At 53.0% G+C, this 13,273-nt stretch carries 13 protein-coding genes; 7 read left to right on the top strand and 6 right to left on the bottom strand.

The window, feature by feature from the left end; genetic code table 11:
- Positions 1–21 precede the first annotated feature (21 nt).
- Positions 22–558: a fimbrial protein gene (locus DBY68_RS00415; protein ID WP_108473692.1), complete on the bottom strand. Its 537-nt coding sequence runs from the start codon at positions 556–558 to the stop codon at positions 22–24.
- A 384-nt stretch (positions 559–942) separates the two neighbouring features.
- On the bottom strand, positions 943–1,773 hold the full coding sequence (locus tag DBY68_RS00410) for a winged helix-turn-helix domain-containing protein (RefSeq protein ID WP_108473693.1): 831 nt from the start codon (positions 1,771–1,773) through the stop codon (positions 943–945).
- Between the two features lie 534 nt (positions 1,774–2,307).
- Here DBY68_RS00410 and DBY68_RS00405 point away from each other — a divergent pair.
- Genes DBY68_RS00405 through DBY68_RS00395 form a run of 3 tightly spaced genes read left to right on the top strand, consistent with a single transcriptional unit; the run spans position 2,308 to position 5,126 of the window.
- Positions 2,308–3,465, top strand: a complete 1,158-nt coding sequence (locus DBY68_RS00405; RefSeq protein WP_108473782.1) for an ABC transporter permease — start codon at positions 2,308–2,310, stop codon at positions 3,463–3,465.
- Positions 3,458–4,405, top strand: coding sequence for an ABC transporter ATP-binding protein (locus tag DBY68_RS00400; protein ID WP_108473694.1), 948 nt, complete (start codon positions 3,458–3,460; stop codon positions 4,403–4,405). Before DBY68_RS00405 ends, DBY68_RS00400 begins: the two co-directional genes overlap by 8 nt.
- Complete coding sequence (locus DBY68_RS00395) at positions 4,389–5,126, top strand: ABC transporter permease (RefSeq protein ID WP_108473695.1); 738 nt, start codon at positions 4,389–4,391, stop codon at positions 5,124–5,126. The genes DBY68_RS00400 and DBY68_RS00395 overlap by 17 nt, the downstream gene beginning before the upstream one ends.
- Here the strand turns inward: DBY68_RS00395 and DBY68_RS00390 are convergent.
- Positions 5,101–5,214 (bottom strand): protein YohO, encoded by a 114-nt coding sequence (locus DBY68_RS00390; protein WP_015963773.1) that lies wholly within the window; start codon positions 5,212–5,214, stop codon positions 5,101–5,103. The genes DBY68_RS00395 and DBY68_RS00390 overlap by 26 nt on opposite strands.
- A 59-nt stretch (positions 5,215–5,273) precedes the next feature.
- On the bottom strand, positions 5,274–6,005 hold the full coding sequence (locus DBY68_RS00385; RefSeq protein ID WP_108473696.1) for a MerR family transcriptional regulator: 732 nt from the start codon (positions 6,003–6,005) through the stop codon (positions 5,274–5,276).
- A 210-nt stretch (positions 6,006–6,215) separates the two neighbouring features.
- Here DBY68_RS00385 and DBY68_RS00380 point away from each other — a divergent pair, with 210 nt between their 5' ends.
- Genes DBY68_RS00380 through DBY68_RS00370 form a run of 3 tightly spaced genes read left to right on the top strand, consistent with a single transcriptional unit; the run spans position 6,216 to position 9,133 of the window.
- Entirely contained in the window at positions 6,216–7,901 is a 1,686-nt protein-coding gene (locus DBY68_RS00380; protein WP_108473697.1) for a sensor histidine kinase, read from the top strand.
- Positions 7,898–8,617 carry a two-component system response regulator BtsR gene (gene btsR / locus DBY68_RS00375; RefSeq protein ID WP_108473698.1) on the top strand — a complete coding sequence of 240 codons (720 nt, stop codon included), beginning with the start codon at positions 7,898–7,900 and terminating at the stop codon, positions 8,615–8,617. Before DBY68_RS00380 ends, btsR begins: the two co-directional genes overlap by 4 nt.
- 45 nt (positions 8,618–8,662) lie before the next feature.
- Positions 8,663–9,133 (top strand): DUF1456 family protein, encoded by a 471-nt coding sequence (locus tag DBY68_RS00370; protein ID WP_108473699.1) that lies wholly within the window; start codon positions 8,663–8,665, stop codon positions 9,131–9,133.
- A gap of 39 nt (positions 9,134–9,172) precedes the next feature.
- On the opposite strand, the gene DBY68_RS00365 is transcribed toward DBY68_RS00370, so the two are convergent.
- A complete protein-coding gene (locus DBY68_RS00365; protein WP_158529096.1) occupies positions 9,173–9,682 on the bottom strand; it encodes a DUF1307 domain-containing protein in 510 nt (169 codons plus the stop codon).
- Between the two features lie 280 nt (positions 9,683–9,962).
- The gene (gene metG / locus DBY68_RS00360) at positions 9,963–11,996 is read right to left on the bottom strand and encodes a methionine--tRNA ligase (RefSeq protein ID WP_108473783.1); all 2,034 of its coding nucleotides are present in this window, start codon (positions 11,994–11,996) and stop codon (positions 9,963–9,965) included.
- A 135-nt stretch (positions 11,997–12,131) separates the two neighbouring features.
- Here metG and apbC point away from each other — a divergent pair, with 135 nt between their 5' ends.
- Entirely contained in the window at positions 12,132–13,241 is a 1,110-nt protein-coding gene (gene apbC, locus DBY68_RS00355) for an iron-sulfur cluster carrier protein ApbC (RefSeq protein ID WP_108473701.1), read from the top strand.
- Positions 13,242–13,273 lie beyond the last annotated feature (32 nt).

The following is a 13,273-nucleotide window of genomic DNA, read 5'->3' as shown; positions in this document are numbered from 1 at the left end:
CGGGCTGTGCCCTGAAGAGAATTACTGGTAAGAGACGGCGTACTGCATGGTGGCTTCAACAGTACCCGCGGTCGCTTTGCCATTCGCGTAGTACTGCGCGGTATAGGTTGCGGACACTTCTTTTTCGCCCGCGGCTAACGTCAGGTCGCCGGTACCGGTGAATCCGTTCGTCAGGTTAATTTCGGTACCTTTGGTATCCAGAATTTGTACTTCAACGTTGGACGCGGTGCCGGTATTGCCCAGGTTACCGTTAGTGGTCACCTGATTACCGACGAAGACGGTAGAGATCTTGGTGGCGTTTGTGGTGTCGCCGGTGCAGCCGGTAAGGCCGATATCAAAGGTTACCGGGCCCGCGGTATCACCACTGGCGCCCAGATCGGTGCTGCTTACCGTTGGCAGCAGAACAACGGGAGTGGCCTGGTTACCGTTAATCGCCACAGAACAGGTTTCGTCCGTGACTTCGCCCTGGAAAGTGATGGTGTTATCTGAAAGAGCCATTGCGTTGGCGGACACCAGAAGAGAGCCTGACAGCATAGCTAAGTAACATTTTTTCAACATGATGCGTTTCCTGTTAATCCTGAGTAGACCTGATTGCTTGTTCCATGGCTTCTGCGGGCAGCTTTAAACGCGGGTAAACGAGGTGTTGCAAACCAGCAGTAACATGTACGAAAAGGTTAAGATATTTCCTAGGTTCTGTAATCATTAACTATTAACAGGTGAATATTAAGATTAATATTCTGTTAATGATGCGGAATCATACGTAGGTGTGGTTTTATACGCTGAAATAACCGGCGGTAATGTTATCGGTTAGTAAAGGTGACTTAGGTAAAATCTGAAGTGATAATCACCAGAGAGGATCGAGATCGCATTTCTCTTGTCGAATCAAAAATGCAAAATTGATATAGAGCAAAAAAGGGCAGTCAGGCGCTGCCCATTGAAAAATTAGCGGTTGGGGGTGGGGGCGGGTTCGTTCAGACTCCAGCAAACCTCCGCTTTATTTTCACGAAGTGAGCCGCAAAGCATCATATACAGGCGAGAAAGATCGTTACTGTATACTCTGAAAGTATTGCTTTTTATAACCAATACATACTGGTCGCTACGACATTGCGGGTTTAATGATTGCGCGTAACTCAGAATGCCCTTTTTCAAACTTTCGGTATCGGTGTTGTTCGGCAGAGGGACGGAGACCAGTACATTACAGTTTCCCGCTTCGCCGATATAAATTTCCCGACGGTCTTCCGGGCGATTCTGGTACCAGAAGGCGAGCGTCACGCAAAGCGCAAGAATTGCGCAAAAAAGCATTATGATGGAAAGGATCTGGATTTTCCCTGAAGAGGGGGGCGCTTTCGCCTCGATAGCCGGTGTAGTGGGAGAGTCACCCTGTTTACGCATTGAAATATCATTGAAAATTTCAATGGGAGGATTCGTCTCGGGTTCAGGAAGCAGTTCGACCCCGATCTGCTGATGGAGCATAAACCCCATCTTGGGTACGGTCGTGATGACCTCTTCTTCCAGCCCGAGGTTACGGAGTATTCGGCGCAGTTTGCTGATGCAATGGTTGAGGTTGTTATTACTGGAAACCATACCAAAGTCATCCCAGACTTTTTTAAATATTATCTCGCGGTTAATTACTTCCCCTTGATGGCATGTGAGTAGTAATAATAATCGCTTAGTTGGGTTGGATATTTGTACCGCATCGTCGGGAGTATCAGCCAGAAATAAGGTTCCAGAATCTGCGTCAAAGATGACCTGTTTGTTAAATAAAAATCTCATAGTCAGAACTCGTTAATGGTTTTTTCTTAATACAAAGAAGAATCATCTCCTTTTGGTGGTAAAACAGTGGAAAGTCTGGCTGTATATTTTAGATTGTAAAGTGTCTGGTTGATATCTTAAGTTCTGGTAAGTTCATTAGATAGACAAAAATATCACATATACAACATTTAATGGCGCTATTTACTGTTTATATGAAAAAATTAACATTTTTATGCGGTAAAAAAGAAAAGGTTAATCTGCATTACGGATGAAATAAGATATTTCTATCATCAGTAAGAGTTTGATTTTGAGGTTTTGTAAATTAATAAACCGCGAATTGGAGTGGAAAAGACATATTTTAACTGCTAGTTCGCCTATGGAATATTAAAATCGACCAGGTTAAATCTGAGAATGCGTATAAACTGAAAACTCATCATGAACAGAAGCGCGGGAGGCTGGTTTGACGGTAAAGGGAGAACATAAACATCACAGGGAGCGGTTCCTGAAAGAAAAGGTGTTGGTGACCCCCCACCAAAGGATGTGGCTGTTTCGATGATGAGACCGGGTTGCCACCATCGCGTGCAGTTTCTGCTTGTCCTGCTGATAACAGCGGCTGTGCTGTTACCTTTCGTGAACTACGCGCCTAACCGGCTTGTTTCAGGGGAATCACTTACGTTGTGGCAGACCGGTGAGTTTCGCCCTCTGTGGCTGTTAGTGTTTCCGGTGCTGCTGATGGCCCTGAGTTTTATACCGGGGCGTGCTGCCATGGTTTCAAGTTTCGTGCTGGGGCAGGCACTCTTCACCCTGCTGGTGTGGGCCGCCGGAGAAGTGGCAAACACTCTGGCGTCAACGGGAAGCGCCCTCGCGCGAACCTCACCCGGTAGCGGGCTCTGGCTATGGATGTTGCTGGCGTTACTTATCTGTAGCGACACTTTACGTCGGCTACGGCTCAGCACATTCTGGCGCTGGATTCTGCAAATCCAGATTTGGCTACTGCCGCTGCTGTTACTGTGGATGGGGAAACTTGATCAACTCTCTTTGTTAAAAGAGTACGCCAATCGCCAGGATGTATTTAATGACGCGCTTGCGCAGCATCTGGTGCTGCTTTTTGGCACGCTGTTGCCCGGGCTTTTGCTTGGCATTCCATTAGGCCTGTGGTGCTGGCGACACCCGGCTCGTCAGACCAACGTCTTTGCCGTCCTTAATGTGATTCAAACCATTCCCTCGGTAGCCTTGTTTGGCCTGCTTATTGCGCCGCTGGCGGGACTCGCACAACAGTTTCCCTGGCTTGCGCGTCTTGGCGTGGCGGGAACCGGCCTGACGCCTGCCATAATTGCGCTGGTGCTCTATGCGCTATTGCCGCTGGTACGCGGCGTAGTGGCAGGTATGCAGCAGGTGCCAGAGGATGTGCTGGAAAGCGCGCGGGCAATGGGCATGGGGCGCGGACAGCGCTTCTGGCAGGTTCAGCTTCCGCTGGCGTTACCGGTTTTACTGCGTAGCCTGCGGGTGGTGGCGGTACAAACGATAGGGATGGCCGTTGTGGCGGCATTGATTGGCGCGGGCGGCTTCGGCGCGCTGGTCTTCCAGGGGCTTCTCAGTAGCGCGCTGGATCTCGTGTTGCTGGGTGTCATTCCGGTGGTGGCGTTAGCGGTTATCACCGATGCGCTGTTTAGTTTATGCATCGCGTTAGTGAAAGGAGAGCAGGGTGATTGAGTTTCAGCAGGTCAGTAAATATTTTGGCGACCGGGCAGCGGTAAAAGATCTCACTCTGCATTTTAAAGAGGGCGCTTTCACAGTGCTGATTGGCACCTCCGGCTCCGGAAAATCGACCACCCTGAAGATGATCAATCGCCTGGAAAACCACGATAGCGGCACCATCCGTTTCGCCGGTGAAGATATTCGCCAGCAGCCGCTGTTGGCGCTGCGGCGGCGCATGGGGTACGCCATTCAGTCTATTGGTCTCTTCCCCCACTGGACGGTGGCGCAGAACATCGCCACTGTGCCGCAGCTGTTGAAGTGGCCGAAAGCGCGTACTCAGGCACGCAGTGATGAACTGATGGCATTACTGGGGCTTGAACCCGAGCTACGCGATCGTTATCCGCATCAGCTTTCCGGCGGGCAGCAACAACGCGTCGGCGTGGCACGCGCGCTGGCGGCCGATCCGGAAGTATTGCTGATGGATGAACCTTTCGGCGCGCTGGATCCGGTGACACGTGGCGCTCTTCAGCAGGAGATGCGCCGCATTCACCAGTTACTGGGGCGCACGATTGTCCTGGTGACGCACGATATCGACGAAGCGTTGCGCCTGGCTGACCATCTGATTTTGATGGATAACGGGGAAGTGGTTCAACAAGGTACGCCGCTGGAGATGCTCACGCAGCCTGCCAATGCGTTTGTGCGCACCTTTTTCGGCCAAAGCGAGCTGGGCGTGCGCCTGCTTTCGCTGCGACAGGTAGGGGAGTATCAGCGTCGTGGTGAACGCGTTGCGGGTGAACCGCTGCATGTGTCCATGTCGCTGCGGGAAGCATTATCACAGTTTGTGGCACAGCGGCGTCTGGTACTTCCTGTGGCGAATGAAAAAGGTGAGGTTTGCGGTGCGCTGCACTTTGCCGATCTGTTGCGCGAGGAGGGCGACGGTGAAACTCCTGCGTGATCCGTTACTCTGGCTGGTGCTGCTTTTCCTTGCGCTCCTGCTCGGCTTGCCGCACAGCGAGCCCTTTTTTCATGCGCTATTCCCGGAACAGTCGCGTCCTCTCTATCAGCAGGAAAGCTTTCTCGCGTTGGCGCTGGCGCATTTCTGGCTGGTGGGCGTCTCAAGCCTGGTGGCGATTGTGTTGGGCATCGGCGCAGGCATCGCGGTGACCCGTGAACCGGGCAAAGAGTTTCGTCCTTTGGTGGAGACCATCGCCGCGATGGGGCAAACTTTTCCACCCGTTGCGGTGCTGGCAATTGCCGTACCGGTGATGGGCTTTGGGCCGCAGCCGGCGGTGATTGCATTAATTCTCTATGGCGTTTTACCGATTCTTCAGGGAACGCTTGCCGGGCTGGCATCCGTACCCGCCGGGGTGAGTAGCGTCGCGCAAGGGATGGGAATGAGCAGCGTTCAGCGCCTGCTGAAAGTTGAACTCCCGCTGGCCGCGCCGGTGATGCTGGCAGGCATTCGCACGTCGGTCATTATTAATATCGGCACGGCGACAATCGCCTCGACCGTGGGCGCGAACACGCTGGGTACGCCGATTATCATCGGGTTAAGCGGTTTTAACACCGCCTATGTATTGCAGGGAGCGGTACTGGTGGCGCTGGCGGCGGTCATCGTCGACCGCGGGTTTGAACGCCTGAGCCGCAGGCTTAGCCGATACCGCCGCGAACAATGAATGAGTATCCGGCGAGCATCACGCCGCCAATTCCGCTCACGGCCATAAACAGAAATAGCGCCACGACGGCAAGTTTAGCTGGCTTCATAGTGTGCTCCTTATGTTAATTAAAGGATTATACTGCGAAGCATGCTTGTTAATGAACCATTAATTTGTACACAAACGAATCGCGTAACCCTGTTCCTGCCAGCGCTGAATCTGTAAAGCCTGCTGCGGCGCGGAAACGGCCCCACACCACACCAGCAATGTCTGTTTTGGAAAGAGGTCTGGCTGCAGTTGCGGCAGTGAATGTGCCAGCACATCCACCCGCCAGCCCTGTTCGCAGGCGACCCACCCCTCCAGCCATAATGGCGTGATATCGTTAACGTTCCAGCCGACCACCAGCGCATCGTGGCCTGGTTTTTTCCGTGATGCGGCGAGGATAAGTGCAATAGTGTTGATCAACACGCCATCCAGAATGCCCAACATGGCGCAGAACGTCGATTGCGAACCGGCCAGACGTTGGCGCAGAGGGGTAATGAGTTGATTCACCAGCGTGCGGGCGGGGTAGTGTCGCGTGCTCTCTTTCAGCCACTGGCGTAAACGGTCGATGCGACCACTTTGCAGATAGCGCAGCACTTCCTCCTGGCGCTCCCGCCAGTCCTGTTGCTGCTCCTTACTGCCTTCTATCAATAGCTTTTTGACTTTACTGACCTGAACGCCCGTATCCACCCAGCGTTTAATTTCGCGGATGCGTTCAATATCGGACTCGGTGAATAATCGGTGCCCGCCGTCGGTACGCTGGGGCTTTAGCAGATCATAACGACGCTGCCACGCGCGGAGCGTCACCGGGGTGATGTCACACAGTTGCGCCACCTCGCCAATCGTATACCACGCCATGATAACTCCCTGGATGAATATATCCTTTTAACTGTAGGTCGGGTTTTATTCCTTGCCCTGAAGTGATGGTTTTTTAGGCATAACTTCATCGCCAGACGTATTAAAAATGTGATTCTGGCCGCTATTTCACCATTATTTGCATAGCTTCAAAGAAAGTTATGTTCACTCGGTGTATGTTACGCAGCTTCATGGGTCTTGTGGTTTTCGGGTATGTACGAATTTGATCTGGTGTTGCTGCTGCTTCAGCAGATGTGCGTGTTTTTGGTTATTGCGTGGTTAATGAGTAAAACGCGCTTATTCATCCCGTTGATGCAAGTGACCGTGCGCCTGCCGCATAAACTCCTGTGCTACGTGACCTTCTCGATTTTCTGCATTCTCGGCACCTATTTTGGTCTGCATATTGAAGACTCCATCGCCAACACACGCGCCATTGGCGCGGTCATGGGCGGTCTGCTTGGCGGGCCGCTGGTCGGTGGTTTGGTGGGGTTAACCGGTGGTTTACATCGCTACTCAATGGGCGGCATGACAGCACTGAGCTGTATGATCTCCACCATCGTTGAAGGCCTGCTGGGTGGGCTGGTGCACAGCATGCTGGTGAAACGAGGCCGTCCGGATAAAGTTTTCAGCCCGTGGACCGCCGGGGCGATCACCTTCTTCGCCGAGCTGGTGCAGATGCTGATTATTCTGCTGATTGCGCGTCCGTTCCAGGATGCCTTTCACCTTGTGCAAAGCATTGCCGCGCCGATGATGGTGACCAATACCGTCGGGGCCGCGCTGTTTATGCGTATTCTGCTCGACAAGCGCGCGATGTTTGAAAAATATACGTCGGCTTTTTCCGCCACCGCGCTGAAAGTGGCGGCGTCGACGGAAGGGATTTTGCGGCAAGGTTTTAATGAAGAGAACAGCATGAAGGTGGCGCAGGTGCTCATCCAGGAACTGGATATTGGCGCGGTGGCGATTACCGATCGTGAACGGCTACTGGCCTTTACCGGCATTGGGGAGGATCACCATCTTCCCGGTAAGCCTATCTCTTCCAGTTATACCCAAAAAGCGATTGAAACCGGCGAGGTGGTGTATGCCGACGGCAATGAAGTGCCGTATCGCTGCTCGATTCATCCGCAGTGTAAGCTCGGCTCAACGCTGGTTATTCCGCTGCGCGGTGAGAACCAGCGCATTATAGGCACCATTAAACTCTATGAAGCCAAAAATCGCCTGTTCAGCTCGATCAACCGCACCCTGGGAGAGGGGATCGCGCAACTGCTGTCGGCGCAGATTCTGGCGGGCCAGTATGAGCGGCAAAAAGCACTGCTCACCCAGTCGGAAATTAAACTGCTGCACGCGCAGGTGAACCCGCACTTCCTGTTTAACGCGCTTAACACCCTGAAAGCGGTGATTCGCCGCGACAGCGAACAGGCCAGCCAACTGGTGCAGTATCTCTCAACCTTTTTCCGCAAGAATCTGAAACGCCCATCGGAAATCGTGACGCTCGCTGATGAAGTTGAGCATGTGAATGCGTATCTACAAATTGAGAAAGCGCGTTTCCAGGAAAATTTACAGGTTCAGTTGCATGTGCCCGACGAGCTGGCACATATACGGCTTCCGGCCTTCACGCTGCAACCGATTGTTGAGAATGCCATTAAGCACGGCACATCGCAGTTATTGAGCGTGGGTGAAATTCGTATCAACGCCAGCCGTGACGGTCAACATTTGCTGCTGGCGATTGAAGACAACGCCGGGCTGTATCAACCGAATGCGCAGGCCAGCGGGCTGGGTATGAGCCTCGTGGATAAGCGCCTGCGCACACGTTTTGGTGATGACTGCGGGATCAACGTCGCCTGCGAACCCGATATTTTCACCCGTATTACCCTAAGGCTGCCTCTGGAGGAGAACGCATGATTAAAGTGCTGATTGTCGATGATGAACCGTTGGCGCGGGAGAATCTGCGGGTACTGTTACAGGCGCAGCCGGATGTCGAGATTGTCGGCGAGTGCGGTAACGCGGTGGAAGCGATTGGCGCGGTGCATAAGCTCCATCCGGACGTGCTGTTCCTTGATATCCAGATGCCACGTATCAGCGGGCTGGAGATGGTCGGTATGCTCGACCCGGAACATCGTCCCTATATTGTTTTCCTGACTGCGTTCGACGAGTACGCGGTTAAAGCTTTTGAAGAGCATGCCTTCGATTATCTTCTCAAGCCAATTGAAGAAAAACGGCTGGAGAAAACCCTCACGCGTTTGCGTCAGGAACGGAATGCGCAGGATATCTCCGCCCTCACCGAGAATCAGGAAGCGCTCAAATTTATCCCCTGTTCCGGGCATAGCCGTATCTGGCTGTTGCAAATGGATGATGTGGCGTTTGTCAGTAGCCGAATGAGTGGAGTTTATGTCACCAATCACGAAGGGAAAGAAGGTTTCACTGAACTGACGTTAAGAACGCTGGAGCAGCGCACGCCGCTGCTGCGCTGTCATCGACAGTATCTTGTCAACATGGCGCATTTGCAGGAGATTCGCCTGGAGGACAACGGCCAGGCCGAACTGTTGCTGCGCAACGGGCAGACCGTACCGGTCAGCCGACGCTACTTAAAAAGCCTGAAAGAGGCGTTGGGCCTGTAAATCGTGTTAAACTAGCCGACCGCATTTTTCATTACCGAAGGCACTATGGTCAGTAACGATATTTTACGTAGCATGCGCTACATCCTGAAAATGAACAATCAAGATCTGCTGCGTATTTTTGCGCTGGGCGACACCGTGGTCACCGCAGAGCAGCTGGCACCGTGGTTGCGCAAAGAAGATGAAGAAGGATTTGTACGCTGTCCGGATATTATGCTGTCCTGCTTCCTGAATGGGCTGATTTACGAAAAACGCGGCCGCGATGAATCTGCGCCCGCGCTGGCGGTTGAACGTCGCGTAAACAACAACATCATACTCAAAAAGCTGCGTATCGCTTTTTCCCTGAAAACGGATGATATCCTTGCCATTCTGACCGAGCAGAAATTCCGCGTCTCGATGCCGGAAATCACCGCGATGATGCGCGCGCCAGACCACAAAAACTTCCGCGAATGCGGTGACCAGTTCCTGCGTTATTTCCTGCGCGGCCTGGCGGTACGTGAGCACGCGGCGAAAAGCTAATGCATTTTTAGCCGGGGCAATGCTTCCCCGGCTTCATCATTACTGTTTCTTAAATCCCTGTTTTAAGACCATCTTCTCCGAAAGAATCATTGATAAATACTGCGCGTTGCAATCGGTCAATGATGTGCCCGGAAGTTTACACAGCTCGCTGATGTTGGCTTTGGTGTAATCAACGGTGATATTCTCTGTAACATAATCGTCCTGGTAATTAATGGTCTCCGTCACACCGGCCGTGTTCTTGTACGCGTTACTGATCTGCTCAAAGCGCCGTTGTGCTTCTTCTTTGTTGCTCACGCCTGCGCTGGCGTAGGTCATTTTGTTATCGACGTCCTGACGCAGGACAACATCCCCTTTGTAGTAATAGGTCACTTTAATCTCAACACCGTTGACGGCATTAAAGAACGTGGCTTTTTCCTCTGGCGTGTTGCTGGCGGCAATGCTCTGGACATAGGTCTGCGGTTCTTTAGGTGTCTCTTTGTTATCGCAGCCCAGCAGGCTGCCCGCGAGGCAGAGGATAATCAGTGTGAGAGTAGGGCGAAGTTTGCGCATGAGAGTTCCTTTTGGCAAATGCAAACTATTATCATATAGCCAAAAAGAAAAAAGCATAGCTGCGGAGGGACATTTTCGGGATAGAAATAAAAAGCGCTGCAGGAGCAGCGCTAAGACTGATGGCAAACTCAACATTGCCTGATGCGCTGCGCTTATCAGGCCTACAAGGTTTCTGCAATATTTTGTAGGCCGGATAAGGCGTTTACGCCACATCCGGCAAGAACCAGACGCACTTTGCCAGCAATAAGGGCGCTGCCGGAGCAGCGCTTTATGCGGAAGGTTATTTCACCTGCTGACCTGGTTTTGCGCCGCTATCCGGGCTTAACAGGAAGATATCTTTCCCGCCAGGGCCTGCGGCCATCACCATGCCTTCAGAGATGCCGAAACGCATTTTACGCGGGGCCAGGTTGACGACCATCACCGTCAGGCGGCCAATCAGGGCTTCAGGTTCCGGATACGCAGAACGAATGCCGGAGAAGACATTGCGTTTCTCGCCGCCGAGATCCAGCGTCAGGCGCAGCAGTTTATCTGAACCATCAACAAACTCCGCGTTTTCAATCAGCGCCACGCGCATATCCACTTTGGCGAAATCGTCAAAGGTGATGGTTTCCTGGATAGGATCGTCTGCCAGTGGGCCGGTGACCGGTGCGGCAGCGGCTTTCACTTCCTCTTTCGACGCTTCAACCAGCGCGTCAACCTGCTTGGTTTCGATGCGGTTGTAGAGCGCTTTAAACGGATTCACTTTATGCGACAGCAGCGGCTGGGCGATAGCATCCCATTCAAGCGTGGTATTGAGGAACGCTTCGGCGCGTTCGGTCAGCGATGGCAGCACGGGTTTCAGCCAGGTCATCAGCACGCGGAACATGTTCAGGCCCATAGTGCAGATAGCCTGCAGGTCGGCATCGCGACCTTCCTGTTTCGCGACCACCCACGGCGCTTGTTCATCAACGTAGCGGTTAGCCACGTCAGCCAGCGCCATAATTTCACGAATCGCTTTACCGAACTCGCGGCTATCCCACGCTTCGCCAATCGCGGCAGCCGCGTCGGTGAAGGTTTTATACAGCTCAGGGTCAGCCAGTTCAGCAGACAGCACGCCATCGAAACGCTTATTGATGAAACCTGCGTTACGCGATGCCAGGTTAACCACTTTGTTCACGATATCGGCGTTCACGCGCTGGATGAAGTCTTCCAGGTTGAGGTCAATATCATCAATGCGTGAAGAGAGCTTGGCGGTGTAGTAGTAGCGCAGGCTGTCCGCATCGAAGTGGTTCAGCCAGGTGCTGGCCTTAATGAAAGTCCCGCGCGATTTTGACATCTTCGCACCGTTCACCGTCACATAACCGTGCACGAACAGATTAGTTGGCTTACGGAAGTGACTGCCTTCCAGCATGGCAGGCCAGAACAGGCTGTGGAAGTAGACGATATCTTTACCGATGAAGTGATACAGCTCGGCGTCGGAATCTTTCTTCCAGTAGTCATCAAAGCTTACGGTGTCACCGCGTTTATCACACAGGTTTTTGAAAGAGCCCATGTAGCCGATTGGCGCGTCCAGCCAGACGTAGAAATATTTGCCCGGCGCGTTCGGGATTTCAAAACCGAAGTACGGTGCATCACGGGAGATATCCCATTGTTGCAGGCCAGATTCAAACCACTCCTGCATTTTGTTCGCCACCTGCTCCTGCAGCGCGCCGCTGCGGGTCCACGCTTTGAGCATTTCGCTAAAAGAAGGCAGGTCAAAGAAAAAGTGCTCCGATTCACGCATCACCGGCGTCGCACCGGAAACCACCGATTTCGGCTCGATAAGCTCGGTCGGGCTGTAGGTCGCGCCACACACTTCGCAGTTATCGCCGTACTGATCCGGCGATTTACATTTCGGGCAGGTGCCTTTCACAAAACGATCCGGCAGGAACATGCCTTTTTCCGGATCGTAAAGCTGAGAGATGGTGCGGTTTTTGATAAAACCGTTCTCTTTCAGGCGACCGTAGATCAGCTCCGATAGCTCGCGGTTTTCATCGCTGTGCGTTGAATGGTAATTGTCGTAGCTAATGTTGAAGCCAGCAAAATCAGCCTGATGTTCCTGACTCATTTCGGCAATCATCTGCTCCGGGGTAATCCCGAGCTGCTGAGCTTTCAGCATGATCGGCGTGCCGTGTGCATCGTCCGCGCAGATGAAGTTTACCTGGTGGCCGCGCATTCGCTGGTAACGGACCCAGACATCAGCCTGGATATGCTCCAGCATGTGGCCGAGGTGGATTGAGCCGTTGGCGTACGGCAAAGCGCACGTTACCAGAATTTTCTTCGCGACTTGAGTCATAATGAACATTACTTCTTATGTAGAGAAAAGGGTTTTCGATATTACCAAAAGGGGCATTATTAAGTAAGCACAAACCTAAGTGTTTCAGGTAAACTTGTTCAACGAAGGTTTACTCACAAGAACAAAGGAGTCGGGATGAGTTCTCAATCCCAGGCCACATCCCCCGAGCGCCTGCGCGCGATGGTTGCCGGGACGCTGGCTAATTTTCAGCATCCTACATTGAAGCATAATCTCACCACGCTGAAGGCGCTGCACCATGTGGCGCTGCTGGATGGCACTGTGCACATTGAGCTGCAAATGCCGTTTGTCTGGAATAGCGCGTTTGAAGAGCTGAAAGAGCAATGCAGTGCTGACCTGCTGCGCATCACGGGTGCGAATGCTATCGACTGGAAACTGACCCATAACATCGCCACGCTGAAGCGCGTTAAAAATCAGCCGGGTGTGAATGGCGTGAAAAATATTATTGCCGTGAGTTCCGGTAAGGGCGGGGTAGGGAAATCGTCTACAGCCGTCAACCTGGCGCTGGCGCTGGCAGCGGAAGGGGCGAAAGTCGGCATTCTCGATGCTGACATCTACGGCCCGTCAATTCCGACCATGCTGGGCGCGGAAAATCAGCGTCCGACCTCACCAGACGGCACCCATATGGCGCCGATTATGGCTCACGGTCTGGCGACAAACTCGATTGGTTATCTGGTCACTGACGATAACGCGATGGTGTGGCGCGGCCCGATGGCCAGTAAAGCCCTGATGCAGATGCTACAGGAGACTTTATGGCCGGATCTCGATTATCTGGTGCTGGATATGCCGCCGGGCACCGGTGACATTCAGCTGACGCTGGCGCAAAACATTCCGGTCACCGGCGCGGTGGTGGTTACCACCCCGCAGGACATCGCGCTTATCGACGCCAAAAAAGGCATCGTGATGTTTGAGAAAGTGGAAGTGCCGGTGCTGGGCATCGTGGAAAACATGAGCATGCATATTTGCAGCCAGTGTGGTCACCACGAACCTATCTTTGGTACCGGCGGCGCAGAAAAACTGGCGGAGAAATATCATACCCAGTTGCTGGGCCAGATGCCGCTGCACATCAGCCTGCGTGAAGATCTGGATAAAGGCACCCCGACGGTGGTGAATCGCCCGGACAGTGAATTTACGCAAATTTATCGTCGACTGGCGGATTTAACCGCCGCCCAGCTTTACTGGCAGGGTGAAGTGATCCCCGGCGAAATTCCCTTCCGCGCGGTATAAGCGTTCAGGCGCATAACCCAGGCGGGTTATGC

Source organism: Pseudocitrobacter sp. RIT415, from assembly GCF_003057695.2.
Taxonomy (GTDB): Bacteria; Pseudomonadota; Gammaproteobacteria; order Enterobacterales; family Enterobacteriaceae; genus Pseudocitrobacter; species Pseudocitrobacter faecalis.
This window is presented reverse-complemented; position numbering and strand designations above follow the sequence as displayed.